The following is a 24,985-nucleotide window of genomic DNA, read 5'->3' as shown; positions in this document are numbered from 1 at the left end:
CTTCTGACGAACGTCGTGAGGTGCCTCAGTCCGTGCCGAACTCCATGGCGGCCCGGTCCAGCAGGGCCTCATCCTCCGAGACCTCGCCGCGGGAGGCGATCGCCTCGGCGCCGCCCTCGGGGAGTTCTGGCATGGTGCCGATCAGCCCGGTCGCGGCGGCCTGGGAGGCGCCGATGGTGGGGCTGCCGGTGCCGATCAGGCCGAGGCCCGCGTACTGCTCAAGCTTGGCGCGGGAGTCGGCGATGTCGAGGTTGCGCATGGTGAGCTGGCCGATCCGGTCCACCGGTCCGAAGGCCGAGTCCTCGGTGCGCTCCATCGACAGCTTGTCCGGGTGGTACGAGAACGCCGGGCCCGTGGTGTCGAGGATCGAGTAGTCCTCGCCGCGCCGCAGGCGGAGGGTGACCTCGCCCGTGATCGCCGCGCCGACCCACCGCTGGAGCGACTCGCGGATCATCAGGGCCTGCGGGTCCAGCCAGCGGCCCTCGTACATGAGACGGCCCAGGCGCCGGCCCTCGTTGTGGTACTGGGCGACGGTGTCCTCGTTGTGGATCGCGTTGACGAGACGCTCGTAGGCCGCGTGCAGCAGGGCCATGCCCGGGGCCTCGTAGATGCCGCGGCTCTTCGCCTCGATGATCCGGTTCTCGATCTGGTCGGACATGCCGAGGCCGTGCCGGCCGCCGATCGCGTTGGCCTCCATGACCAGGTCGACGGCGGAGCCGAACTCCTTGCCGTTGATGGTCACCGGGCGGCCCTGGTCGAAGCCGATCGTGACGTCCTCGGGCGCGATCTCGACCGACGGGTCCCAGAACCTGACGCCCATGATCGGTTCGACGGTCTCGATGCCGGTGTTGAGGTGCTCCAGGGTCTTGGCCTCGTGCGTGGCGCCCCAGATGTTGGCGTCGGTGGAGTACGCCTTCTCCGTGGAGTCCCGGTACGGCAGCTGGTGCGCGACCAGCCACTCCGACATCTCCTTGCGGCCGCCGAGCTCGGTCACGAAGTCCGCGTCCAGCCACGGCTTGTAGATCCGCAGGTTCGGGTTGGCGAGCAGGCCGTAGCGGTAGAACCGCTCGATGTCGTTGCCCTTGAAGGTCGAACCGTCGCCCCAGATCTGGACGTTGTCCTCCATCATCGCCCGCACGAGCAGCGTGCCGGTGACGGCACGGCCCAGCGGCGTGGTGTTGAAGTACGCCCGCCCGCCCGAGCGGATGTGGAACGCCCCGCAGGTGAGCGCGGCAAGCCCCTCCTCGACCAGCGCGGCCCGGCAGTCGACCAGGCGCGCGATCTCGGCACCGTAGGTCTTCGCGCGGCCGGGCACCGAGTCGATGTCGGGCTCGTCGTACTGGCCGATGTGCGCGGTGTAGGTGCACGGGATGGCGCCCTTGTCGCGCATCCACGCGACCGCGACGGAGGTGTCGAGACCGCCGGAGAAGGCGATGCCGACGCGTTCGCCGGCGGGGAGGGACGTGAGGACCTTGGACATAGGAAGATTATGCATCACCACGCATGGTCATGCAAAGTCCCCGGGGCTCACCTCCCGCGTGATGCACGTCATCCACGACGTACTCCCTGTCCCGGCCGAAGTCGATCACGTACGGCGGCTCGGGCGACGTGCGCAGCTGCGACCACGACTCCCTGCACCGCCCGAAGTCCGCTTCCCCGAGCCCTTCCACGGTCGGCGCGAGCGCCCTGGAGCGGCTGCTGCGCCCCTGAGCGGCCACGGCCGGGCACCGGGGCGACGGTCTCCGCGGAGCGCCTACCCTTGAGCCATGACCATCAGCAGCGACCGGAGCCCGGCAGTGGACGTTTCATCTCCGAAAACGTACGAAGTGCGCACCTATGGGTGCCAGATGAACGTCCACGACTCCGAGCGATTGTCCGGACTGCTGGAGGAAGCGGGGTACGTGCCCGCCCCCGAGGGCTCCGACGGGGACGCCGACGTCGTCGTCTTCAACACCTGCGCGGTGCGGGAGAACGCCGACAACCGGCTCTACGGCAACCTCGGCAGGCTCGCGCCGCGCAAGGCCTCGCGGCCCGGCATGCAGATCGCGGTCGGCGGCTGTCTGGCTCAGAAGGACCGGGACACCATCGTGCAGAGGGCGCCCTGGGTCGACGTCGTCTTCGGCACGCACAACATCGGCAAGCTGCCGGTCCTGCTGGAACGCGCGCGCGTGCAGGAGGAGGCGCAGGTCGAGATCGCCGAGTCGCTGGAGGCATTCCCGTCCACCCTGCCCACCCGGCGCGAGAGCGCCTACGCGGCCTGGGTGTCGATCTCCGTCGGCTGCAACAACACCTGCACCTTCTGCATCGTCCCCGCGCTGCGCGGCAAGGAGAAGGACCGCCGTACCGGCGACATCCTCGCCGAGATCGAGGCCCTGGTCGGCGAAGGCGTTTCCGAGATCACGCTGCTCGGCCAGAACGTCAACGCGTACGGCTCCGACATCGGCGACCGCGAGGCATTCAGCAAGCTGCTGCGCGCGTGCGGCTCGATCGAGGGCCTGGAGCGGGTCCGCTTCACCTCCCCGCACCCCCGTGACTTCACGGACGACGTGATCGAGGCGATGGCCGAGACCCCGAACGTGATGCCGCAGCTGCACATGCCCCTGCAGTCCGGTTCGGACACGGTCCTCAAGGCGATGCGCCGCTCGTACCGCCAGGAGCGCTACCTGGGGATCATCGAGAAGGTCCGCGCAGCCATGCCGGACGCCGCGATCTCGACCGACATCATCGTGGGCTTCCCCGGCGAGACCGAGGAGGACTTCGAGCAGACCATGCACGTGGTCCGCCAGGCCCGCTTCACGAACGCCTTCACCTTCCAGTACTCCAAGCGCCCCGGAACCCCCGCGGCGACCATGGACGGGCAGATCCCCAAGGAGATCGTGCAGTCGCGCTACGAGCGTCTCGTCGCCCTCCAGGAGGAGATCTCCTGGGAGGAGAACAAGAAGCAGGTCGGCCGCACTCTGGAGCTGATGGTCGCCGAGGGCGAGGGCCGCAAGGACGGCGCCACCCACCGCCTCTCCGGCCGCGCCCCCGACAACCGCCTGGTCCACTTCACCAAGCCCGACCAGGAGGTACGCCCCGGCGACGTGGTCACGGTCGAGATCACCTACGCCGCCCCGCACCACCTCCTCGCCGAGGGCGGCGTCCTCGATGTGCGCCGCACGCGCGCGGGGGACGCGTGGGAGAAGCGGAACGCGGCCGAGGCCGCCACGCCCGCGGGTGTCATGCTGGGCCTGCCGAAGATCGGGGTTCCCGAGCCGCTGCCGGCGGCCACGGGCGGCTGCGCGGCGCACTGAGCGCCCGCCGCCGGTCACGCAGGAGAGGCGGGGCGGGGCATGGCGCGCTGGGTGATCCTGATCGACCGCGGTGTCGGGGAGAGCTACGACCTCGACGAGGTGACGCACTTCGAGGGCACCCGGGAGGAGGCCCGCGCCCGCCTGTACGAGCTCGCCTGCACCCACCGTCCGAGCATCGCTCTGCGCCAGAAGCGCCGGCAGGTCTACCGGATCGGTGACGGGGACGCCTATTACGCGCGCATCGAAGGCATGATGTCCACGGTCCGTGTGGTGTACCGGCTCGGCGAACTGGCGTGGAGCACCCATCCCGAGTCCTGGCCCTGGGCCTGGAAGTAAGCTGCCGATCATGCTTGCAGCAGCCGCCGTCTGCCCGTGTCCGCCCCTTCTCGTGCCACCGGTCGCCGCGGGGGCCGCGCCCGAGCTCGACGTGGCCCGCGCGGCCTGCACGGACGCGCTGGGCGTCCTCGCGGCGGCCCGGCCCGACCTTCTCGTCGTCGTGGGACCCGCCGAGCGGAGCGGACGCGGCCCGCACCCGCAGGGCGCCCGGGGCTCGTTCCGCGGCTTCGGCGTGGAGGTGGACGTACGGCTCGGACCGGAGCGGGGACCGGCCCCGGAGCGCCCGCTGCCGCCCTCTCTCGCCGTCGCCGCCTGGCTGCTGGAGCGCACCGGCTGGTCCGACGCCCCGATCGAGGGACTCGGGGTGGGGGAACCGCTGGAGCCCGAGCGGTGTATCCAGACCGGAAGGGACATCGCCGCCCAGGCCGAGCGGGTGGCGCTGCTGGTGATGGGCGACGCCAGCGCCTGCCGCACGCTCAAGGCACCGGGCTACCTCGACGAGCGCGCGGCCCCCTTCGACGCGGAGGTCGCGCGGGCGCTGGGCGCGGCCGACGTGGCGGCCCTGCGCGCGCTGGACGCCGAGCTGGCGTACGAACTGAAGGCCTCCGGCCGGGCCTGCTGGCAGGTCCTCGCGGGCGCGGCCGAGGGCGCGGCTCTCGGCGGCTCGCTGCTGTACGAGGACGCGCCGTACGGCGTGGGGTACGTGGTCGCGACCTGGTCCTGACGGCCGCGGAGCGGCGGCTGCGAGAGCCGTAGGGGCCGTCGAGGAGTCCGTGGCGGAGACCTGGGCGGGCCCGGGAGACGGCGGACGGCCGGGGTGTCCTGCCCCGCGGCCGTCCGCCGTGTGCCGTATTGCTGTTCAGGAAGTCGGCGGCGGTGAGGCCGGTGGCGCGCTGCCGTCCCCCGGTCCCTTGGTGCCGTCGGTGTGCGCGAGGCGCTCCATGGCGTCCTTGGCCTTGCCCGTGCCGGTCTGGATCGTGCCGCTGTACTTGCCCTTGGTCTTCTCGTCCACGACCTTCGCGGCCTTGTCGATGCCGTGCTGGATCCTGTCCCCGTGCTGCTGCGCGAGGCCGGAGACCTTGTCCTTGGCCGGGCTGAGCTTGGCCTTCACACTGTCCAGGAGACCCATCGTTCACCTTCCCTAGGGACAGTTACGTGCGGGCGCCTTCGCCGGTCTCATGGTCGGCCGTCGCTTCGGCGGACTGCTGCTTGGGGATCTCGACGCCCTCGGCGGCAGCGTCCTCGACGGCCTCCGTCGCCGTCGGTCCGTCCGTGCCCTCGGCCGTGGCGGTCTCGGTGACCTCGACCTCGGCCCGGGCGTCGCCCTCGACCTCGGTCCCCGTCCCGGCCGCGGCCTCGGTGCCGACCTCGGTGCCGGCCCCGGCGTCGGCCTCGGCGTCGGTCGATCCCTTCGCTTCTGCCGCCGCCTCCGCCGCGGGCTCGGCCGTCAGGATGTCGGCCTGCGTCTCGGCGGTTGACGCCTCCTCCGTGGCCTTCGACCTGCGGAGAAGTCGTGCGAAAACGCCCATATCCACTCCATACGTTACTTGTGCGGGGGAAATCCCGCGTCGTCCGGTGCGCCCGTTCGCGCCGTCCGGAGCGCCGCCTCCATGAACAGGGCGGCGGAAACCACGCAACTGGCAACGACGCCGGACCCGCGCCGTCACGTAACTCGTTCGAGGTGGGGTCTCGAGGTTTGCGAGACTGGGGCGGTGAGCAGCACACCTCCCGCCCCCCGCGTCATCGCCGTCGTCGGCCCCACTGCGGCCGGAAAGTCCGATCTGGGCGTCTTCCTCGCCCAGCGACTGGGAGGCGAGGTCGTCAACGCCGACTCCATGCAGCTCTACCGAGGGATGGACATCGGCACCGCCAAGCTGACGCCCGCGGAACGCGACGGCGTCCCGCACCACCTCCTGGACATCTGGGACGTGACCGTCACCGCCTCCGTCGCCGAGTACCAGCGGCTGGCCCGCGCCAGGATCGACGCCCTCCTCGCCGAGGGCCGCTGGCCGATCCTCGTCGGCGGCTCCGGCCTGTACGTCCGCGGGGCCGTCGACAACCTGGAGTTTCCCGGCACCGACCCCGAGGTCAGGGCCCGGCTGGAAGAGGAGCTCGTGCTGCGCGGCTCCGGCGCGCTGCACGCCCGCCTCTCCGCCGCCGACCCCGAGGCCGCGCAGGCGATCCTGCCCAGCAACGGCCGCCGTATCGTCCGGGCTCTCGAGGTGATCGAGATCACCGGCAAACCCTTCACCGCGAACCTCCCCGGCCACGACTCCGTCTACGACACCCTCCAGATCGGCGTCGACGTCGCCCGGCCCGAACTCGACGAGCGCATTGCGCGCCGGGTCGACCGGATGTGGGAGGCGGGCCTCGTGGACGAGGTGCGGGAGCTGGAGGCGCGAGGGTTGCGTGAGGGGCGCACGGCCTCCCGGGCGCTCGGATACCAGCAGGTGCTCGCGGCCCTCTCGGGGGAGTGCACGATGGAGGACGCGCGGACCGAGACCGTCCGTGCCACCAAACGCTTCGCGCGCCGTCAGGATTCATGGTTCAGGCGCGATCCTCGGGTGCACTGGTTGAGTGGGGCTGCGGCGCACCTCACAGAACTTCCGCAGCTCGCACTGGCGTTGGTCGAACGACCGGTCACAGCCTGATCACGTCCTGGCATCGGGACGCTCCGGCCGTCATCCGGGCCTCCGGCGCCGTGCCATCATCGAGCTTCGATCGACCAAGTGGAGTCCGAGTTGGGAGGGCGCGTGGCGATGGAGGCCGGCCCTCGCGACACCGCACAAGGTACCGAGCCCCTCACCGCCGAGAGCGGTGAGCCGGAGCTGGACGCGGAGCGTCTGAGCCCCGACGGGCCCGACGACACCCAGGGCGGTGTAACCGCCGACGGCCCCGAGCCCGAGGAGATGTTCCCGGGCGGGGAAGAGGTCGAGGTCGAGCTGCGCCCACAGCGCCGTCTGCGGATCTGGCAGCTCGCCCCCATCGTCTCGCTGGCCGCGGTCGGCTCCCTGATGTTCGCCTTCCCGCTGGCCTTCGACTTCGGCGACAGCGGAGCGGTGATCGCGATGCTGGGCCTGCTGATCTGCTCGTGCGCGGCCGGCTGGGGCATGATGGCCGCGCGCCGCGTTGGTTACACGTGGCCGGGACTGCCGCAGCGGGGGTCCGGCCGCCGCGCGGACTGGCGGGTCGCGCTCGGCTACGTGTTGCTGGTGGCGGTCGTGGTCGTTCTCGCGGTCTGGCGCGTGGCGAGGCTCCGCTAGAGGCTTTCAGGGGCGCGGGGCTGTGCGGGTCTGCGGCTGCCGCCGCGTGAGCGCGACCGGCTCCACGGGTCTGCACGTACTACCGGCCCCACGGGGCCTGCACGTACGACCGACCTCCACGGGCCTGCACCTACGACCGCCTTCCACGGGTCGGCACGTACGATCGAGACATGAGCACCCGGATCCCCTTTCTCAAGGGCCACGGCACCGAGAACGACTTCGTGATCGTCCCGGACCCCGAGAACGCCCTCGACCTGCCCCCCGCCGCCGTCGCCGCCCTGTGCGACCGTCGGGCCGGCATCGGTGGTGACGGCCTGCTCCATGTCGTACGGTCCGCCGAGCACCCCGAGGCCGCGCAGATGGCCGGGGAGGCCGAGTGGTTCATGGACTACCGCAACGGCGACGGCTCCGTCGCGGAGATGTGCGGCAACGGCGTACGCGTCTTCGCCCGCTACCTCCAGCACGCCGGTCACGTCACCGAGGGCGACCTCGCGTTGGCCACGCGCGGGGGCGTGAAGACCGTCCACATCGCGAAGGACGGTGACGTCACCGTCGGCATGGGCAAGGCGCTGCTCCCCGAGGGAGACGTCACGGTGAGCGTCGGCGACCGCAGCTGGCCCGCACGGAGCGTGAACATGGGCAATCCGCACGCCGTGGCCTTCGTGGACGACCTCGCGCACGCCGGCAACCTGTACTCCCCGCCGCCCTTCAGCCCGGCAGCCGCCTACCCGAGCGGGGTCAACGTCGAGTTCGTGGTCGACCGCGGCCCACGCCACGTCGCCATGCGCGTACATGAGCGCGGGGCGGGCGAGACCCGGTCCTGTGGCACCGGCGCCTGTGCCGTCGCCGTGGCCACGGCCCGCAGGGACGGCGTCGACCCGGCGGCCACCGGCAGCCCGGCGACGTACACCGTCGACGTGCCCGGCGGCACCCTGGTGATCACCGAACAAGCCGACGGCGAGATCGAGATGACCGGTCCCGCGGTGATCGTCGCCGAGGGCGAGATCGACGCCGACTGGCTTGAAAACGCGGTTCGTTGACCATATGAATCGTCATGATCAGAGCCCCGGAGGCGTGGAACCGCAGTCTCTGCCCCCTTGTGCGATGCGGAACCACAGCCAGTTGCTGGTCAGGAGGCGCGAAATCGTAAACCTACAAACCTTCGCTCGAATGGGTGATCCGTTTCACGCTCGCCGAGAGGCGGTCAGCCGGGCGTGATGGGCTCGGTAGCATCAAGCACCGGCCCGGACGGGGGACAGATGCCATCCCCTGAGCCGTGTCCGCCATGGGGCACCCCGTCCGCCGGTCCACGCAGCCGGAGGTGCCCATGAGTGCGGAGGCGACGAACCCCGCGACCCCAGGTCCGGTAGCAGGCCCGGCCGCCCGTTGGCGGGCGCGGATCGACCTGCGCCGCCTGGGCCGTGCCGCGCTGCTCGGCCCGGCCGCCCGCGACCGGCTGCCCGACGCCATCGGCCACGTCGCCGAGGCCCACCGCGCCCACTATCCCGACGCCGACCTCGAGCCGCTGCGCCGCGCCTGGGTCCTGGCCGAGTCCTCGCACCGCGGCCAGATGCGCAAAAGCGGTGAGCCGTACATCACACACCCGCTCGCCGTGACCCTGATCCTCGCCGAACTCGGCGCCGAGACCACGACCTTGACGGCCTCCCTGCTCCACGACACCGTCGAGGACACCGAGGTGACGCTCGATCAGGTCGGCGAGGAGTTCGGCGCGGAGGTCCGCTTCCTCGTCGACGGCGTCACCAAGCTGGAGAAGGTCGACTACGGCGCCGCCGCCGAGCCCGAGACCTTCCGCAAGATGCTCGTCGCCACCGGCAACGACGTCCGCGTGATGTCGATCAAACTCGCCGACCGGCTGCACAACATGCGCACCCTCGGCGTGATGCGCCCCGAGAAACAGGCCCGCATCGCCAAGGTCACCCGCGACGTCCTCATCCCGCTCGCCGAACGCCTCGGTGTCCAGGCCCTCAAGACCGAACTCGAAGACCTGGTCTTCGCGATCCTCCACCCCGAGGAGTACGAGCACACACGCGAGTTGATCGTCGACAACGCCTCGCGCGCGGACGACCCGCTCGCCGAGATCGCCGACGAGGTGCGGGGAGTACTGCGCGAGGCCGGGATCCAGGCCGAAGTCGTCATCCGGCCACGCCACTTCGTCTCCGTGCACCGGACGGCCCGCAAGCGCGGCAGACTGCGCGGCGCGGACTTCGGCCGCCTGCTGGTCCTGGTCGGCGAGGACGCCGACTGCTACGCCGTCCTGGGCGAACTGCACACCTGTATGACGCCGGTCGTCTCGGAGTTCAAGGACTTCATCGCCGTACCGAAGTTCAACCTGTACCAGTCGCTGCACACCGCGGTGGCACGCGGCGACGGCCAGGTCGTCGAGGTCCTGATCCGCACGCACCAGATGCACAAGGTCGCCGAGGCCGGCGTGGTAGCGCTGGGCAATCCGTACGCCTCGCCATCGGACGCGTCGGAGGAGCAGAGCGGGGGCCGCGGGGTCGGCGCCGACGAGGAGCGGGTGGACCCCACCCGGCCCGGCTGGCTCTCCCGCCTCCTCGACTGGCAGGCGGCCGCGCCCGACGCCGACACCTTCTGGTCCACCCTGCGCGAGGACCTCGCCCAGGACCGCGAGATCACCGTCTTCCGGCCCGACGGCGGCACCCTGGGCCTGCCCGAGGGGGCGACCTGTGTGGACGCCGCGTACGCGCAGTACGGCGAGGACGCGCACGCGTGCCTGGGCGCTCGTGTCAACGGCCGCCTGGCGACCCTGAGCACGGTCCTGAAGGACGGCGACACCGTTCAGCTCCTCATGGGCCAGGACCCCGCCGCCGAACCCTCCAAGGAGTGGCTGGAGCACGCGCACACGCCCGCCGCCCGGATCGCCATCCAACGGTGGATCGCGACGCATCCGACGCCTCCGACGCCCGAGGCGCCGGAGGAGACCGCGGGGCGGGGCGGGACGGTCGGCGGGACGGCCGACGTCACGGCTCAGGGTGCGAACCCGTTCCGGTCCTCCGTCGTGGAGCCGCCGACTGCCGACACGCCCGACAGCGCGGGTCGGATCGTCGCCGAGCCGCAGACCCACGACGACCAGGCCGCCGACCGTCCGGGCGCAGCGGTCGCCCTCGTCGACCAGCCCGGCGCGACCGTACGGCTGGCCGGCTGCTGCACGCCCGTACCGCCCGACGAGATCACCGGCTTCGCCGTGCGCGGGGGAGTGGTCACGGTGCACCGCGTCGAGTGCGCCGCGGTGGCCCGGATGAAGGGGCGCAAGGAGGTCGACGTGCGCTGGGGAGACACCGCCGAGTGCCGGGTCACGCTGTTCGCGGAATCGTTCGGCCGCCCGCACCTCCTCGCCGACCTCACCGAGGCCATGGCCGGCGAGGGCGCCGAAATCGTCTCCGCGACCGTCGAACCCCCCAGCCAGCAGCGGGTTCGCCACACGTACACGGTCCAACTGGCGGACGCAGCCCAGCTCCCCGCCCTGATGAGGGCGATGCGGAACGTGGCGGGCGTCTATGACGTGAGCAGGGCGCAGACGCCTGGGGGCTGACGCCTGGGGGCTGATAGGGGCGTTGGGGGGCGGGGCTGGGTGGGGGGATGTTTCCGGGGGCTCGGGGCCTACGGGGGCGGTGTCTTGGGGGGCCGGGTAGGCGGGGTTCGCTGTCTCAGGGGGCTGGGCCCGCCGGGCTCAGGGAGTTGGCCGGCTTTGGCCGAGGCCGATTCTCAGGGGGGCGCGTCCGGGATGGGGTCGACGTCTCAAGGCGCTGGGCCTGCGGGGGGTGGCGCTTCAAAGGGCGGCTGACGTGGGGCGACGCCGAGTCGCAGGGCGCTGTGTCAGGGATGGTGTCGGCATCTCGGGGGACCCATCCGTCCGACGGGATCGCCGTCTCAAGGGGCCGGGGCCGCCGGGGTTGACGCTGGGGCGGGTTTGCCCGGGTGGGGTGACGCCGAGTCGCAGGGCGCCGTATCGGGGATGGTGTCGGCATCTTGGGATCCGTCCGACGGGAGTGCCGTCTCAAGGGGGCGGGGCCGCCAGGATTGACGCTGCGGCGGGTTCGCCCGAGTGGGCGACGCCGACTCCCAGGGGCCCTGCATCAGGGACAGTGCCCGCATCTCGGGGGACCCCGTCCGTCCACCGGGATCGACGTATCAAGAGGCCGGGTGCGCCGGGGGCGACGCCTCAGGGTGTTCGCCGGAGTGGGGCGAGCCCGAGCCTCAGGGCGTTGCGTACGGGGCGGTGCCGGCACGTCGGCGGACCCTTTCACCGGGATCGACGCCATAGCGGGTTCGCCCGAGTGGGCTGGGGCCCAGTCTCAGTACTCCGCGTACGGGCCGGTGCCGACGCCCCAGGGGGCTCGCCCACAGGGATCGCTGTCTCAAGGGCTTTGCGCCGACTGAGGCGAGCCCGAGCCCCACCGGCCCGGACCTTATCGGCCCGAGCCCCGCCGGCCCGAACCTTATCGGCCCGAGCCCCACCGGCCCGCGTCCAGGACGGTGCCGAAAACCAGGGCCCGCTTCTGACCTGCGTGGCGCCCGCAGGCCCCACCCTTCCCGTGGCAGGACCGCCCGACACGCCCCCACGCGCGCGTGGCAGCACACAGGACCGCACGCGTCCACCTCAACGGGACCGGAGGACTCCGTTCGAGTGGGCCGGTCGCGCGTCGCCGCCGTGGCGCCCGCGCGCGCTGGTAGCGGTGGGGCATGCCGCTGACCCCCCACACCCACGCCGGCCCCGACCACGCCGACCGGTCCGGCCCCGACGCCCCCCGTCGCCGTACCGGACGCGCCCGAAGGCGCAGGGCGGCCGCGCTGCTCGCCTCCGCCGTCTCCGTCTGCCTGCTCGCCGCGAGTGCCCCGGCCGAGCCGCTCGGCGTCGGTGACCGCCTGTTCCCGCATCTCGGCAACCCCGGCTACGACGTGGCGTCGTACGACCTGTCCTTCCACTATCCCGGCAGCAACACCAAGCCGCTCACGGCCGTCACCACGATCGACGCCTGGACGACGACCGAGCTCGACCGCATCAACCTCGACTTCGCGCACGGCGAGGTCCGGTCGGTCGAGGTCGACGGCCGGCCCGCGGACTTCACCGGCGCGGGGGAGGATCTCGTGGTCACCCCCGACGAACCGCTGCCCCGCGGCAGCTGGATGCGGATCACCGTCCGGCACACGAGCGACCCCGTCTCCGCCGCGGACCGGGACGGCGGCTGGGTACGCACCGCGGACGGGCTCGCCATGGCCAACCAGGCCGATGTCGCCCACCTGGTGTTCCCCTGCAACGACCACCCCTCCGACAAGGCGATGTTCACCATCCGGATCACCGCGCCCGACGGTTACACGGCCGTCGCGAACGGACTCCCGACGGGCGTGGACCGCTTCGGCCGGGCGACCACCTGGACGTACCGCACCCGGCACCCCATGGCGACCGAGCTCGCGCAGGTGTCCATCGGCCGCTCCACCGTGCTGCACCGCGAGGGACCGCACGGACTGCCCGTCCGGGACGTCGTGCCCGCAAAGGACCGCGCCGCGCTCGAACCCTGGCTCAAGAAGACCCCCGGCCAGCTCGCCTGGATGGAGAACAAGGTCGGGACGTACCCCTTCGAGACGTACGGCCTCCTCATGGCCACCGCCGACACCGGCTTCGAGTTGGAAACCCAAACTCTCTCCCTCTTCGAGAAGGATCTCTTCACCGAGCCCGCCTACCCCAAGTGGTACGTCGAGTCGATCATGGTCCATGAGCTCTCCCACCAGTGGTTCGGCGACAGCGTCAGCCCCCGCACCTGGTCCGACCTGTGGCTCAACGAAGGACACGCCACCTGGTACGAGGCGCTGTACGCGGAGGAGAAGGCGGGCCGCACCCTTGAGGCCCGTATGAAGGCCGCGTACAGCGCCTCGGACCGCTGGCGGGCTGCCGGCGGCCCACCCGCCGCCCCCAAGCCGCCCAAGGCCGGCCAGAAGATCGGCATCTTCCGGGCGAACGTCTACGACGGCGCCGCCCTCGTCCTGTACGCCCTGCGCCAGGAGATCGGCCACAAGTCCTTCGAGAGCCTGGAACGGGCCTGGGTGCAGGAACACCGGGACGGCACGGCGTCGACCGCCGACTTCGTGCACCTCGCCTCCGAGATCTCCGGACGCGACCTCGACGGCTTCCTCCAGGGCTGGCTCTACGGCAAGAAGACCCCGCCGATGCCCGGCCGCCCGAACTGGAAGGCCGTGGCACCCGCCGCCGCACCGGTGAAATAAGGCGGTGACGAGACGCCCCGTGCCGTGCGACCATCTTCAGGTCGGCGCCGCACGGGGCGCGGGAATCTCCCGGAGTGTTCGTGCGTTGAGTCGTATGACCGCCGAATCGGAATCCCCATCGACGTAAGGATCCAATGACCTCCTCTTCTTCCCCTTCCCAGGACACGCAGCGCCTCGCGCACACATACGCCGAAGGTCTTCGGGCCGATGCCCTGATGGAAGAGGACGTCGCCTGGAGCCACGAGATCGACGGAGAGCGGGACGGCGACCAGTTCGACCGCTCCGAGCGCGCGGCCCTGCGGCGCGTCGCCGGCCTCTCCACCGAGCTCGAGGACGTCACCGAGGTCGAGTACCGCCAGCTCCGTCTGGAGCGGGTCGTCCTCGTCGGCGTCTGGACCACGGGGACCGTGCAGGACGCCGACAACTCCCTCGCGGAGCTCGCCGCCCTCGCGGAGACCGCGGGCGCACTCGTGCTCGACGGCGTGATCCAGCGCCGCGACAAGCCCGACGCGGCCACTTTCATCGGTTCCGGCAAGGCTCTGGAGCTGCGTGACATCGTCGTGGAGTCCGGCGCCGACACCGTCATCTGCGACGGCGAGCTCAGCCCGGGCCAGCTCATCGCCCTCGAAGACGTCGTCAAGGTCAAGGTCATCGACCGTACGGCCCTGATCCTCGACATCTTCGCCCAGCACGCCAAGTCCCGTGAGGGCAAGGCGCAGGTCGCGCTCGCGCAGATGCAGTACATGCTGCCGCGACTGCGTGGCTGGGGTCAGTCGCTGTCCCGTCAGATGGGCGGCGGCAAGGGCGGCGGCCTCGCCACCCGTGGTCCCGGTGAGACCAAGATCGAGACGGACCGGCGTCGGATCCGCGAGAAGATGGCGAAGATGCGCCGGGAGATCGCGGACATGAAGACGGGCCGCGAGATCAAGCGCCAGGAACGCAAGCGCCACAAGGTGCCCTCGGTCGCCATCGCGGGTTACACGAACGCCGGCAAGTCGTCCCTGCTCAACCGCCTCACGGGCGCGGGCGTCCTGGTCGAGAACGCCCTGTTCGCGACCCTGGACCCCACCGTCCGCCGGGCGGAGACCCCGAGCGGCCGTCTGTACACACTGGCCGACACCGTCGGTTTTGTACGGCACCTGCCGCACCACCTGGTCGAGGCGTTCCGCTCCACCATGGAGGAGGTCGGTGAGTCCGACCTGATCCTGCACGTGGTGGACGGCTCGCACCCGAACCCGGAGGAGCAGCTGGCCGCCGTACGCGAGGTGGTCAGGGACGTCGGCGCCACCGGCGTGCCCGAGATCGTGGTGATCAACAAGGCCGACGCGGCGGACCCGCTGACGCTCCAGCGGCTGATGCGCATCGAGAAGCGTTCCATCGCGGTCTCGGCCCGTACCGGCCAGGGCATCCCCGAGCTGCTTGCCCTGATCGACAACGAACTGCCCAGGCCGTCCGTCGAGATCGAGGCGCTCGTGCCGTACACCCACGGCAAGCTGGTCGCCCGCGCCCACGACGAGGGCGAGGTGATCTCCGAGGAGCACACGGCGGAGGGCACCCTGCTCAAGGTGCGGGTGCACGAGGAACTGGCCGCCGAGCTCGCGCCGTACGTGCCGGCACCGGTCGTGGCCTGAGTGCCGTAGCTCTCCTGACAGGCCCGCCCTTTTCGAGAGAAAGGGGCGGGCCTTCAGCATGTACGGGACACCGGCGTGCGTGGTCGGTCACGGGCTCGGGACGACCGCGACCGGGAACTGTCACCGGCCGGCGAACTTCTGACTGACCGAGTCGTACACCCCTTTGGCCACCGCACCCAGCCGGGGTCCGGCCAGCCAGCCCGCGTTCACCGGTCCGATCGAAGTGTTGGACACCAGCGCCGGCTCACCGTCCGCACCCGTCGCGACCCAGCCGCCGCCGGACGAACCACCGGTCATGGTGCAGCCGATCCGGTACATCGTCGGATCCGAGGCGTTGATGGACAACCGTCCCGGCCTGTCCTGGCACTGGTACAGCGTCTCCCCGTCGAACGGCGCCGCCGCCGGATACCCGTCGACCGTGATGCTCTCCACCCGCGGCACCGCCGGCGCCGCGAAGTTCACCGGCAGGGCCGAACCGACCGTCCCCTCCAAGGACTTGCCGCTGCCCCCCTCCTCAGGCGTCACATGGATGACGGCGAAGTCGTACGGGGCACCCTCCCCGCCGGTCGGACCGCCCTGCGCGATCCACTGGTCCGAGGTTCCCGCCCAGTCGGCCCACCAGACGCCGTACGGAGCGAGCTCGTCCTCGGTCGCACCGGCCAACCCCGCTGCGGAGAGGGCCTGGTCGTTGTACGACGGCACGAACGCGATGTTGCGGAACCAGCCGCCGCTCCTGCCCGCGTGCACACAATGCCCCGCCGTCCACACCAGGTTGGACCTGCCCGGGTGGGCCGGGTCCGCCACGACCGTCGCCGAGCAGACCATCGTGCCTTCGGGGGAGTCGAAGAACACCTTGCCCGCCTCGGGGACGTTGTCGTGGTACGTAGGCGACACGGCCTTCGCGTCCACCGGCGCCGGCTCCGGGTCGGTCACACCCTGGTCACCCGAGAGGTCGCTCTCCTGGACACCACGGTCGGGATCCTCGGCCCCCTGCATCCGGTCCGGGTCCCACAGGCCCTCGATGACGGGATTGATGTAGTCCTGGGCCTCGCGCAGCCAGTCGTCCCTGTCCCAGTTCTTCCAGGCGCCGTCCTTCCACTTGTCGACATCGATCCCGTGTTCCTTGAGCCGGTCCCTGATGTCCTCCGGGATTGTGATCTTGCCGTCCCCCTCGGCCGCGGCAGAGGCGGAGGCCTGCGCGTTCGCCTCCGGGTCGCCCGAGCCACAGCCGGTGGCGGTCAACGCCAGCAACGAGGCGAGGGCCGTGGCAGCCAGCACGCGAGAGGTTCTGCGGCGCGCACCCTTTTGGCCTTCGCCGCGAGCGGTCAACAACAGCGGTTCGGTTCGCATGCTCTGCCTCCCCCTGGTGCGGACGAACCCGGTGCCGGAACCCGGGACTTCCCACAGATGCCTACGAGTTCACTTTCCGGCACCGCGCCTTGAAACGGCACCACACACCATGCGCCCGTTATGGGGGACTTCCCGCCGAACCGCAATGGTTCCGACATGTCAAAGATCTGCGGTCAACCCGTAACCCGCCGAACAGTCCGCGGTTGGTAGCGGTGGGGGGCCTGACGTCGGCGGACGGTTCGGTCCTCCACGCCCCAACCCCCCGAGTTTTCCCGACAGTCGGGGCATCGATGTGCCGCGAGGTCGAGCAAAGGGTTCCGGGGCTCCGTATCTCGGGGCGGGCGAGTCCGCGAGGGAACCGCTTGCCCCTGCACAGCGCGACGACGGGAGAACCATGGCCGTGACCGAGATCGCATCCGGGGAGGACATGGCGGGGCCCACCGCCGTCGCGGAACCGTCGCAGGCCCGCCCGGCTCACGAAGGGATCCTCCGGCGCCAGTCGGCCCGTGAGTCGGCCGCGCGCACCTACGCCCGCGCCCTCCCGATCGTCCCGGTACGCGCACGCGGCCTGACCATCGAGGGTGCGGACGGCCGCCGCTACCTCGACTGTCTCTCCGGCGCCGGCACCCTGGCCCTCGGACACAACCACCCCGTCGTCCTGGAAGCGATCCGCAAGGTCCTCGACTCGGGCGCGCCCCTCCACGTCCTTGACCTCGCGACCCCCGTCAAGGACGCCTTCATCACCGAACTGTTCCGCACTCTCCCTCCCGGGCTCGCCGACCACGCACGCGTGCAGTTCTGCGGCCCCGCCGGCACCGACGCCGTGGAGGCCGCCTTCAAGCTCGTACGCGCCGCGACCGGCCGCAACGGCATCCTCGCGTTCGCCGGCGCCTACCACGGCATGACCTCCGGAGCACTTGAAGCGTCCGGTGGCGCCTTCGACGTACGGGTCGCCCGGTTGCCCTATCCGCAGGACTACCGCTGCCCCTTCGGGGTCGGTGGCCCGCACGGCGCCGAACTCGCCGCCCGGTGGACTCAATCCGTGCTCGACGACCCCAAATCCGGGGTGCCGCTGCCCGCCGGGATGATTCTCGAACCCGTCCAGGGCGAGGGCGGTGTGCTGCCGGCCCCGGACGAGTGGATGCGGCGCATGCGCCGCATCACGGCCGACCGTTCGGTCCCGCTCATCGCCGACGAGGTCCAGACGGGGGTCGGCCGCACCGGTGCCTTCTGGGCTGTGGAGCACAGCGGCATCACCCCCGACGTGATGGTCCTCTCCAAGGCCATCGGCGGCAGCCTGCCTCTCGCCGTCGTCGTCTACCGCGACGACCTCGACGTCTGGGAACCCGGCGCCCACGCCGGCACCTTCCGCGGCAACCAACTCGCCATGGCCGCGGGCACGGCCACGATGGCTTACGTCCGCGAGAACGACCTCACTGCGCGCGCGGCAACGCTGGGCGCACGGATGCTGCAGCAACTTCGGTCGCTGGCCCAGGAGTTTTCTGTGATCGGTGATGTGCGGGGGAGGGGGTTGATGATTGGGGTCGAGATGGTGGACGGGGAGATGGAGGGAGAGGGCGAGACTGCGGAGGGGAAGGAGCCCGCAGGCCTGCTGGGCACGATCGGGTTGGGTGGTCCCCGTGGTGCGAGTGCCGCAGTGGTGCCCGGCACCATCCCTTCTCCTCGCCCCGCCTCTCCCGAGCTTGCCGCCGCCGTCCAGCGAGAGTGCCTCCGGCGTGGCCTGATCGTCGAGCTCGGTGGCCGTCACGCGAGTGTCATCCGCCTGCTCCCGCCCCTGACCATCACCGACGAACAGACGACAGCCGTTCTCGACCGCCTCGCCGACGCCGTGGCAGCGGTGGCCCGCAGCCACGGCCCTGACAGCGAGAGGCAACGGCGGCATCGACGGCGAGGCCGGGGCGAGGGGACGGGGTAGCTGCCGGGGCGGCGACGTGAGCCGGAGGGGCGGAGGGAGCTGGTGTGTCGGCTGGGGTCGGTAGAGCGGCGGAGGCTGGTATGTCGGCCTGGGCGGATGGAGCGGCAAGGGCCGGTGGGCTGGCTGGAACCGGGCAGGGAACCGGAATCGCAGCCACGCCCTCGGGCGGAGCGACCGCTCCTCCGGAAGCCGACGTGACAGCCGCAACCAATGCCGGACCCTGAGCAGCGCCCGGAGCCGGAGCCGGAGCCGGAGTTGGAGCTGGAACTGGCGTAGGCGCTGAGGTCGGGGGCCAGGACCGGAACCGGGTCCGAGCGGGGGCCGGAGTCGAGGCCGAGGGCGGAACCGGGGCCAGGCCAGAAGTCGGAGTCCGGCCTCACCCCGCAGCCGCTCCCGTCCCTCGCGCCGTAGGCCGAGTCGCACACCGCTCGCCGGCACCTCCGAGCAGCCGCCCCCATCACGTCGATTGCTCACCGATTCCCTCCCGAACACCGCTCACCTCCACGCGACTAGACCGCCCTTCTCACCAAGCCCCACCAGCCGCCCCCGCACCAACACCGAGCCGACCCCGTCTGGACACCACCACCGGTCCCGCCACCGACACCACCACTTCGACCCACCGCCCACGAGTCAGCAGCCTTCGAGGCAGACCCACCGAGGAACACCGAACTTGAACACCACCCCCACTCCCCACAGCCCCACCCCCACCCCCACGCACCCGCGCAACCACTCCGACACACCTCCCTCCCCGCAGCGCCGCTCCCGCCCCGCCCACACTCCGTCCCAGGGCGGTCCGCCCGAACTGGAACGCCTGAGCGGCGCCACCACCGACCTCCTGACCCACCCCGACCCACACACCGCGGCCGAAGCCGCGACCGTGGAGAATCTGCTGCGATGCTGGGTCCGCGAGACCGACCTGTCCGCCCCCACAGGCGGCACCCTCCGCATCCCACTCCCCGCCAGTGGCACATCCCTCCTCGTCCCCGTCCACTACTGGTCCCCGACGGGATGGCACCGCTTCGGCCTCCCGCGTCTCGCCGACGCCCCCGAACAGGCCCTGCCGGCCGACGCCGTCACAGTCGCGGCACTGCTCACCCGTGAGTCGGCGGCGAAAGAGGCTCCCGCCTCCGCCGGCGGTGCCGAACTGGTGGCCCGTGTGGCCGACTCCGTCCGCCGCACCGCCACCTTCGTCCGCGAGCGCCGCAAGGACAGCGACGACCGCCCCGGCCTCGTCCTCGACTCGGGCGCGCCCCTCCACGTCCTCGACCGCCCCGACCTCTTCCTCACCGCCGAGCAGTCGCTCGTCCTCGGCCACCCTCTGCACCCGGCCCCGAAGAGCCGCGAAGGTCTCTCCGAAGCCGAAGCGGCCCTGTATTCACCCGAACTGCGCGGCTCCTTCCCCCTGCACTGGCTCGCTGTCGATCCCTCTCTCCTCGCCACGGACTCGGCCTGGACCGAACGCGGCCGTCCCGTCGCCGCCGCCCAGCTCACCCGGCGCCTGGCCGGCCCCGACCTGGCGCTGCCCGACGGACACACGGCCCTGCCGCTTCACCCCTGGCAGCTCCGCGAGGTACGGCACCGCCCCGAGACCGCCCTGCTCTTCGACACCGGACTGCTCCAGGACCTGGGCGCCCACGGCTCCCCTTGGCACCCCACCTCCTCCGTACGGACTGTCCATCGCTCCGGCGCCCCCGCCATGCTCAAGCTCTCGCTGGGCCTGCGCATCACCAACTCCCGCCGCGAGAACCTCCGCAAGGAGCTCCACCGTGGCGTCGAGGTGCACCGGCTCCTGCGCAGCGGCGTGTCCACGGAGTGGCAGGCGGCCCACCCGGCGTTCGACATCGTCCGCGACCCGGCATGGCTCGGCGTCGACGGGCCCGACGGCAGGCCCGCCCCCGGATTCGACGTGGTGATCCGGCACAACCCGTTCAGCCCCTCGCGCGACGTCTCCTGCATCGCAGGGCTCGTCTCACCGCGCCCCCACGCCCGAGCCGGCACCACCGAGGACCGTCCGCGCATGGGCGACCCGAGCATGGGCCGCCTGGGACCGGACGGTCCGGAGACGGACCGGTCGGCCTGGCGGTCCCGGCTGGCCGAGGTCGTCACGCGCTTGGCCGCCCGCACCGGCCGCCCCCGAGGAGCCGTCGCCGCCGAGTGGTTCCTGCGCTACCTGGAACACGTCGTCCGCCCGGTGCTGTGGCTCGACGGGGAGGCGGGCATCGCGCTGGAGGCACACCAGCAGAACACCTTGGTCCTGCTGGACGGCGACGGCTGGCCCGCCGGTGGCCGCTACCGCGACAACCAGGGCTACTACTTCCGTGAGTCCCGGCGTGCGGAACTCGACGCCCGGCTGCCCGGCATCGGTACACACAGCGACACCTTCGTCTCCGACGAGGTCACCGACGAGCGCTTCTCCTACTACCTCGCGATCAACAACGTCTTCGGCCTCATCGGTGCGTTCGGCTCCCAGCACCTGGCCGACGAACGGCTGCTGCTCGCCGCCTTCCGCCGCTTCCTCGCCGACGTGGCCTCCGGACCCACCCGACTGCGCACCACGCTTCCCGGCCGCCTGCTCGACTCACCCATCCTGCGCTGCAAGGCCAATCTGCTGACCCGCGTGCACGGCCTGGACGAACTCGTAGGCCCGGTCGACACCCAGTCCGTCTACGTCACCATCGCCAACCCCCTTCACTCCTGAGGAACATGACCCACCCCACCTCCTGAGAGGAACGTCCCCGTGTCTCCCAGCGACAGGACTGCCGACGCCGTTTCCGCCCTCGTGCCCGACATCGGCACCGGCACCTGCCCCGCCCCGGCCGGGGACGGCATCGCCGAGGGCGCCGACCGGAGCGCCGACTGGAGCACCGACCAGGAGGACACGCTGGACCTGCGTCTGCCGGACGAATTCCTCGCGCTCTTCGAGACAGAACAGCTGCGCTCGGACGACACCGACACCGACACTGGCCCCGGCCCCGACCTCGATTCCGGAACCGGGCACGGGCGCCGGCAACAGAGCTGGGGCGACACCACTGCACCGGCCTCCTCACTCACCCCGGCCGACGACGACCTGCTCGACGGCGTCGCCGAGTGGGGGCCGATCACGACCCCGGTGGGCGCGTTCCAACTCGTGCCCGTACGCGTCGAGCGGGACCTTCCTCTCGTCTGCCGTTGGATGAACGACCCCGCCGTGAGCGCGTTCTGGGAGCTGGCCGGGCCCCAGAACGTGACGGAGGACCACCTGCGGTCCCAGCTGGCTGATGACGGGCGCAGCGTCCCCTGCCTAGGGGTGCTGGAGGGCGCCCCGATGAGCTACTGGGAGATCTATCGAGCCGACCTGGATCCGCTGGCCCGCCACTATCCGGCCCGACCGCACGACACGGGTATCCATCTCCTCATCGGCGCGGTCACCCATCGCGGGCGCGGTCTCGGCAGCACTCTTCTCAGAGCCGTCGCCGATCTCGTACTCGACAGGCGCTCCGCCTGTGCCCGCGTCGTCGCGGAACCCGACCTTCGCAACATCCCCTCCGTCACCGCCTTTCTGAATGCAGGATTCCGCTTCTCGGCCGAGGTGGACCTGCCCGCCAAGCGGGCGGCCCTCATGATCCGAGACCGGGCCCTGCGCGATCTGCTGTAGCAGTGCGTCATCGTGCAATCACTTTTGGTACACCGCTCGCGCCGAGACGGTTCCCACTCGCAGCGAGACTTTTTCCGACGGGCTCGCCCCGGACGGCTGCCGCCGTGCCACCCCACCGGACTCGATCAATTCCGGCCGCTTCTGGATCGAACTCGGTCCCGACCGGTCCCGACAGGACCAGTCCCCGCTGAAGCTGAACCGGGTCGAGCCGGTCCAGCCGCCACGCCGCTACTTCTCCGAGGAGCTCACGGTCTTGATCCCGCCCCTGGTCCCTGCCTTGATCACCCCTTTGTCAGTGCCGGGCCGTAGGGTGGTCGCGCTATGACGAAGCCCTCACTCCCCGAACTCCTGCATGCTGCCGTCACTGCCGTCGGCGGTACGGAGCGCCCCGGCCAGGTGACCATGGCCGAATCCGTCGCGGACGCGATCGACGACGGTTCCCACCTGCTGGTGCAGGCCGGCACCGGTACCGGAAAGTCACTGGGCTATCTCGTGCCCGCGCTCGCGCACGGGGAGCGGGTCGTCGTCGCGACGGCCACCCTGGCCCTGCAGAGACAGCTCGTCGAGCGCGATCTGCCGCGCACGGTCGACGCACTGCACCCGCTGCTGCGCCGCCGCCCGGAGTTCGCGATGCTCAAGGGCCGGTCGAACTATCTGTGTCTGCACCGCCTCCACGAAGGCGTCCCGCAGGACGAGGAGGAGGGCCTCTTCGACCAGTTCGAGGCCGCCGCGCCCACCAGCAAGCTCGGTCAGGACCTGCTGCGGCTGCGGGACTGGTCGCAGGACACCGAGACCGGTGACCGCGACGACCTCACGCCGGGCGTCTCCGACCGGGCCTGGGCGCAGATCTCCGTGTCCTCCCGCGAGTGCCTGGGGGCGACGAAGTGCGCCTACGGCGCGGAGTGCTTCGCCGAGATGGCCCGCGAGCGCGCCAAGCTCGCGGAGGTCGTCGTCACCAACCACGCGCTGCTCGCGATCGACGCCATCGAAGGCGCCCCCGTCCTTCCCCAGCACGAAGTGCTGATCGTCGACGAGGCGCACGAGCTGGTCTCCCGGGTCACCGGCGTCGCCACCGGCGAGCTCACCCCGGGCCAGGTCAACCGCGCGGTGCGCCGCGCCGCGAAGCTCGTCAATGAGAAGGCGGCCGACCAGCTCCAGACCGCGGCCGAGGGCTTCGAGCGGCTGATGGAGCTTGCTCTGCCCGGTCGGCTGGAGGAGATCCCGGAGGACCTGGGCTACGCGCTGATGGCTCTGCGCGACGCCGCCCGTACGGTCATCTCCGCGATCGGAGCGACGCGCGACAAGTCGGTCCAGGACGAGGACGCGGTCCGCAAGCAGGCGCTGGCCTCGGTGGAGGCGGTGCACGACGTGGCGGAGCGGATCACGAACGGTTCGGAGTGGGACGTCGTCTGGTACGAGCGTCATGACCGCTTCGGGGCCTCCCTGCGCGTGGCCCCCATGTCCGTGTCCGGTCTGCTGCGGGAGAAGCTGTTCGCGGACCGCTCCGTGGTCCTGACCTCGGCGACCCTGAAGCTCGGCGGCGACTTCAACGGCGTAGGGGCGTCGCTGGGGCTCGCTCCGGAAGGAACCGAGGGGGATGACCTGCCGAAGTGGAAGGGGCTCGACGTCGGTTCGCCCTTTGACTACCCCAGGCAGGGCATCCTCTATGTCGCCAAGCACCTCTCGCGCCCGGCGCGTGACGGCGACCGAGTGGACATGCTGGACGAACTTACGGAGCTCATCCAGGCGGCCGGCGGTCGGACCCTGGGGCTCTTCTCGTCCATGAGGGCGGCTCAGTTGGCCGCCGAGGAACTGCGCTCCCGTGTCCCGGAGTTCCCGATCCTCCTCCAGGGCGAGGAGACCCTCGGCGAACTGATCAAGAACTTCGCGGCCGACCCGAAGACCTGTCTCTTCGGCACGCTGTCGCTCTGGCAGGGCGTCGATGTGCCCGGACCCAGCTGCCAGCTGGTCGTCATGGACAAGATCCCGTTCCCGCGCCCCGACGACCCCCTGATGAGCGCTCGCCAGAAGGCGGTGGAGGAGGCGGGCGGCAACGGCTTCATGGCGGTCGCGGCCACACACGCCGCCCTGCTCATGGCCCAGGGCGCCGGTCGCCTCGTACGGGCATCGGGGGACCGTGGCGTGGTCGCCGTACTGGATCAGCGGCTGGCCACGGCGCGGTACGGCAGCTATCTCAAGGCGTCACTGCCTGACTTCTGGTACACGACGGACCGTAACCAGGTGCGGAAGTCGCTGGCGGCCATCGACGCCGCGGCGAAGGCCACGGAAGTGGCGGAGCTCGCGGCCGAGGCCGAGAAGGCCCGGGCGGAGCTCGGGTGACTGTCGGTTGGTCCGACCCGGCGCCGGGTCGGACCAACCGACGATGCCGAGCGCCCCGTGACGGGGGCCGGACAGCGCAGGGCCCCGGAACCGGCGCAGGGGTTCCGGGGCCCGGTCGGGTCGGCGAGGCCGACCGCGGTGCTCAGACGCGCCGCAGCACCGCGACCACCTTGCCGAGGATCGTCGCGTCGTCGCCCGGGATCGGCTCGTACGCGGAGTTGTGGGGGAGGAGCCAGACATGGCCGTCCTCGCGCTTGAAGCGCTTGACGGTGGCCTCGCCCTCGAGCATTGCGGCCACGATGTCGCCGTTCTCGGCGACGGGCTGGCGGCGCACGGTGACCCAGTCGCCGTCACAGATCGCGGCCTCGATCATCGAGTCGCCGACGACCTTCAGCACGAACAGCTCACCGTCACCGACGAGCTGGCGCGGGAGGGGGAACACGTCCTCGACGGATTCCTCGGCGAGGATCGGGCCACCTGCGGCGATCCGGCCCACCAGCGGGACGTACGACGCGGCAGGCTTGCCCGCGGTGTCCGTGGGCTGCACGGAGGCGCCCTGGTCCGAGCCGCGCACCTCGTACGCGCGCGGGCGGTGTGGGTCGCGGCGCAGGAAGCCCTTGCGCTCCAGTGCCATCAGCTGGTGTGCGACGGACGAGGTGCTGGACAGGCCGACCGCCTGGCCGATCTCCCGCATCGACGGCGGGTAGCCGCGCCGCTGGACGGAGTCCCTGATGACCTCGATCACCCGGCGCTGCCTGTCGGTGAGTCCCGAGCTGTCGGCCCGGATGCCTGGAGGTCGGCCCGGCAGGGAGCGCTTGTGCCCCTCCGGGTTCGCGGCTTCGTTCATCGCATGCACCGGCTCGAGTCGGCCCTGGGAACGGTCCTGGGCAGTGATGGTGGCACTGTCTGCGGTCGTGGTCACGTCGGCCCCTCTCGAT

At 71.2% G+C, this 24,985-nt stretch carries 18 protein-coding genes; 13 read left to right on the top strand and 5 right to left on the bottom strand.

The features are described from left to right. Positions 1 to 25: 25 nt before the first annotated feature. Positions 26 to 1,480: an argininosuccinate synthase gene (gene argG / locus D1369_RS10670; RefSeq protein WP_007385143.1), complete on the bottom strand. Its 1,455-nt coding sequence runs from the start codon at positions 1,478 to 1,480 to the stop codon at positions 26 to 28. 286 nt (positions 1,481 to 1,766) lie between these two features. Here argG and miaB point away from each other — a divergent pair, with 286 nt between their 5' ends. Genes miaB through D1369_RS10650 form a run of 3 tightly spaced genes read left to right on the top strand, consistent with a single transcriptional unit; the run spans position 1,767 to position 4,353 of the window. Beyond that, positions 1,767 to 3,293, top strand: a complete 1,527-nt coding sequence (gene miaB / locus D1369_RS10660; protein WP_007385145.1) for a tRNA (N6-isopentenyl adenosine(37)-C2)-methylthiotransferase MiaB — start codon at positions 1,767 to 1,769, stop codon at positions 3,291 to 3,293. 39 nt (positions 3,294 to 3,332) lie between these two features. Then, the gene (locus D1369_RS10655; protein ID WP_007385146.1) at positions 3,333 to 3,629 is read left to right on the top strand and encodes a hypothetical protein; all 297 of its coding nucleotides are present in this window, start codon (positions 3,333 to 3,335) and stop codon (positions 3,627 to 3,629) included. 10 nt (positions 3,630 to 3,639) lie between these two features. After that, positions 3,640 to 4,353 (top strand): class III extradiol dioxygenase subunit B-like domain-containing protein, encoded by a 714-nt coding sequence (locus D1369_RS10650; protein WP_118082428.1) that lies wholly within the window; start codon positions 3,640 to 3,642, stop codon positions 4,351 to 4,353. 135 nt (positions 4,354 to 4,488) lie between these two features. Here the strand turns inward: D1369_RS10650 and D1369_RS10645 are convergent, their stop codons facing one another. Continuing rightward, positions 4,489 to 4,758 (bottom strand): antitoxin, encoded by a 270-nt coding sequence (locus D1369_RS10645; protein WP_007385147.1) that lies wholly within the window; start codon positions 4,756 to 4,758, stop codon positions 4,489 to 4,491. Positions 4,759 to 4,780: 22 nt separating this feature from the next. Further along, the gene (locus tag D1369_RS10640) at positions 4,781 to 5,158 is read right to left on the bottom strand and encodes a hypothetical protein (RefSeq protein ID WP_037901613.1); all 378 of its coding nucleotides are present in this window, start codon (positions 5,156 to 5,158) and stop codon (positions 4,781 to 4,783) included. A gap of 183 nt (positions 5,159 to 5,341) precedes the next feature. Between D1369_RS10640 and miaA the strand changes: the two genes are divergently transcribed. From miaA to hflX, 6 genes are all read left to right on the top strand, one after another. Next, the gene (gene miaA, locus D1369_RS10635; protein ID WP_007385149.1) at positions 5,342 to 6,280 is read left to right on the top strand and encodes a tRNA (adenosine(37)-N6)-dimethylallyltransferase MiaA; all 939 of its coding nucleotides are present in this window, start codon (positions 5,342 to 5,344) and stop codon (positions 6,278 to 6,280) included. A gap of 108 nt (positions 6,281 to 6,388) precedes the next feature. Continuing rightward, entirely contained in the window at positions 6,389 to 6,892 is a 504-nt protein-coding gene (locus tag D1369_RS10630; protein WP_037901615.1) for a hypothetical protein, read from the top strand. A gap of 170 nt (positions 6,893 to 7,062) precedes the next feature. Further along, on the top strand, positions 7,063 to 7,932 hold the full coding sequence (gene dapF, locus D1369_RS10625; protein ID WP_007385151.1) for a diaminopimelate epimerase: 870 nt from the start codon (positions 7,063 to 7,065) through the stop codon (positions 7,930 to 7,932). A 287-nt stretch (positions 7,933 to 8,219) separates the two neighbouring features. Continuing rightward, positions 8,220 to 10,466 (top strand): HD domain-containing protein, encoded by a 2,247-nt coding sequence (locus tag D1369_RS10620; protein ID WP_118082427.1) that lies wholly within the window; start codon positions 8,220 to 8,222, stop codon positions 10,464 to 10,466. A gap of 1,151 nt (positions 10,467 to 11,617) precedes the next feature. After that, positions 11,618 to 13,156 carry a M1 family metallopeptidase gene (locus tag D1369_RS10615; RefSeq protein ID WP_007385154.1) on the top strand — a complete coding sequence of 513 codons (1,539 nt, stop codon included), beginning with the start codon at positions 11,618 to 11,620 and terminating at the stop codon, positions 13,154 to 13,156. A gap of 134 nt (positions 13,157 to 13,290) precedes the next feature. After that, a complete protein-coding gene (gene hflX, locus D1369_RS10610) occupies positions 13,291 to 14,787 on the top strand; it encodes a GTPase HflX (RefSeq protein ID WP_007385155.1) in 1,497 nt (498 codons plus the stop codon). Positions 14,788 to 14,907: 120 nt separating this feature from the next. On the opposite strand, the gene D1369_RS10605 is transcribed toward hflX, so the two are convergent. Then, positions 14,908 to 16,137: a hypothetical protein gene (locus D1369_RS10605; protein WP_007385156.1), complete on the bottom strand. Its 1,230-nt coding sequence runs from the start codon at positions 16,135 to 16,137 to the stop codon at positions 14,908 to 14,910. A gap of 427 nt (positions 16,138 to 16,564) precedes the next feature. Here D1369_RS10605 and D1369_RS10600 point away from each other — a divergent pair, with 427 nt between their 5' ends. The 4 genes from D1369_RS10600 to D1369_RS10585 all read left to right on the top strand — a co-directional run bounded on the left by D1369_RS10600 (position 16,565) and on the right by D1369_RS10585 (position 24,047). After that, on the top strand, positions 16,565 to 18,073 hold the full coding sequence (locus D1369_RS10600; protein WP_007385157.1) for a diaminobutyrate--2-oxoglutarate transaminase family protein: 1,509 nt from the start codon (positions 16,565 to 16,567) through the stop codon (positions 18,071 to 18,073). A gap of 802 nt (positions 18,074 to 18,875) precedes the next feature. After that, positions 18,876 to 20,771 carry an IucA/IucC family protein gene (locus tag D1369_RS10595; RefSeq protein ID WP_237557991.1) on the top strand — a complete coding sequence of 632 codons (1,896 nt, stop codon included), beginning with the start codon at positions 18,876 to 18,878 and terminating at the stop codon, positions 20,769 to 20,771. Between the two features lie 39 nt (positions 20,772 to 20,810). After that, positions 20,811 to 21,707, top strand: coding sequence for a GNAT family N-acetyltransferase (locus D1369_RS10590; RefSeq protein ID WP_007385159.1), 897 nt, complete (start codon positions 20,811 to 20,813; stop codon positions 21,705 to 21,707). 321 nt (positions 21,708 to 22,028) lie between these two features. Then, entirely contained in the window at positions 22,029 to 24,047 is a 2,019-nt protein-coding gene (locus D1369_RS10585) for an ATP-dependent DNA helicase (RefSeq protein WP_118082425.1), read from the top strand. A gap of 142 nt (positions 24,048 to 24,189) precedes the next feature. On the opposite strand, the gene lexA is transcribed toward D1369_RS10585, so the two are convergent. Then, positions 24,190 to 24,969 carry a transcriptional repressor LexA gene (gene lexA / locus D1369_RS10580; RefSeq protein WP_007385161.1) on the bottom strand — a complete coding sequence of 260 codons (780 nt, stop codon included), beginning with the start codon at positions 24,967 to 24,969 and terminating at the stop codon, positions 24,190 to 24,192. Positions 24,970 to 24,985 lie beyond the last annotated feature (16 nt).

It is taken from the genome of Streptomyces sp. CC0208, from assembly GCF_003443735.1.
GTDB classification, from domain to species: Bacteria; Actinomycetota; Actinomycetes; order Streptomycetales; family Streptomycetaceae; genus Streptomyces; species Streptomyces sviceus.
The sequence above is the reverse complement of the archived record's forward strand: the minus strand, read 5'-3'. Positions and strand labels throughout refer to the sequence as shown.

Bases quoted from the DNA above. Each gene is read 5' to 3' on its own strand.
- argG (WP_007385143.1), bottom strand. From the start codon at position 1,480: ATGTCCAAGGTCCTCACGTCCCTCCCCGCCGGCGAACGCGTCGGCATC.
- miaB (WP_007385145.1), top strand. From the start codon at position 1,767: ATGACCATCAGCAGCGACCGGAGCCCGGCAGTGGACGTTTCATCTCCG.
- D1369_RS10655 (WP_007385146.1), top strand. From the start codon at position 3,333: ATGGCGCGCTGGGTGATCCTGATCGACCGCGGTGTCGGGGAGAGCTAC.
- D1369_RS10650 (WP_118082428.1), top strand. From the start codon at position 3,640: ATGCTTGCAGCAGCCGCCGTCTGCCCGTGTCCGCCCCTTCTCGTGCCA.
- D1369_RS10645 (WP_007385147.1), bottom strand. From the start codon at position 4,758: ATGGGTCTCCTGGACAGTGTGAAGGCCAAGCTCAGCCCGGCCAAGGAC.
- D1369_RS10640 (WP_037901613.1), bottom strand. From the start codon at position 5,158: ATGGGCGTTTTCGCACGACTTCTCCGCAGGTCGAAGGCCACGGAGGAG.
- D1369_RS10630 (WP_037901615.1), top strand. From the start codon at position 6,389: ATGGAGGCCGGCCCTCGCGACACCGCACAAGGTACCGAGCCCCTCACC.
- dapF (WP_007385151.1), top strand. From the start codon at position 7,063: ATGAGCACCCGGATCCCCTTTCTCAAGGGCCACGGCACCGAGAACGAC.
- D1369_RS10620 (WP_118082427.1), top strand. From the start codon at position 8,220: ATGAGTGCGGAGGCGACGAACCCCGCGACCCCAGGTCCGGTAGCAGGC.
- D1369_RS10615 (WP_007385154.1), top strand. From the start codon at position 11,618: ATGCCGCTGACCCCCCACACCCACGCCGGCCCCGACCACGCCGACCGG.
- hflX (WP_007385155.1), top strand. From the start codon at position 13,291: ATGACCTCCTCTTCTTCCCCTTCCCAGGACACGCAGCGCCTCGCGCAC.
- D1369_RS10605 (WP_007385156.1), bottom strand. From the start codon at position 16,137: ATGCGAACCGAACCGCTGTTGTTGACCGCTCGCGGCGAAGGCCAAAAG.
- D1369_RS10600 (WP_007385157.1), top strand. From the start codon at position 16,565: ATGGCGGGGCCCACCGCCGTCGCGGAACCGTCGCAGGCCCGCCCGGCT.
- D1369_RS10585 (WP_118082425.1), top strand. From the start codon at position 22,029: ATGACGAAGCCCTCACTCCCCGAACTCCTGCATGCTGCCGTCACTGCC.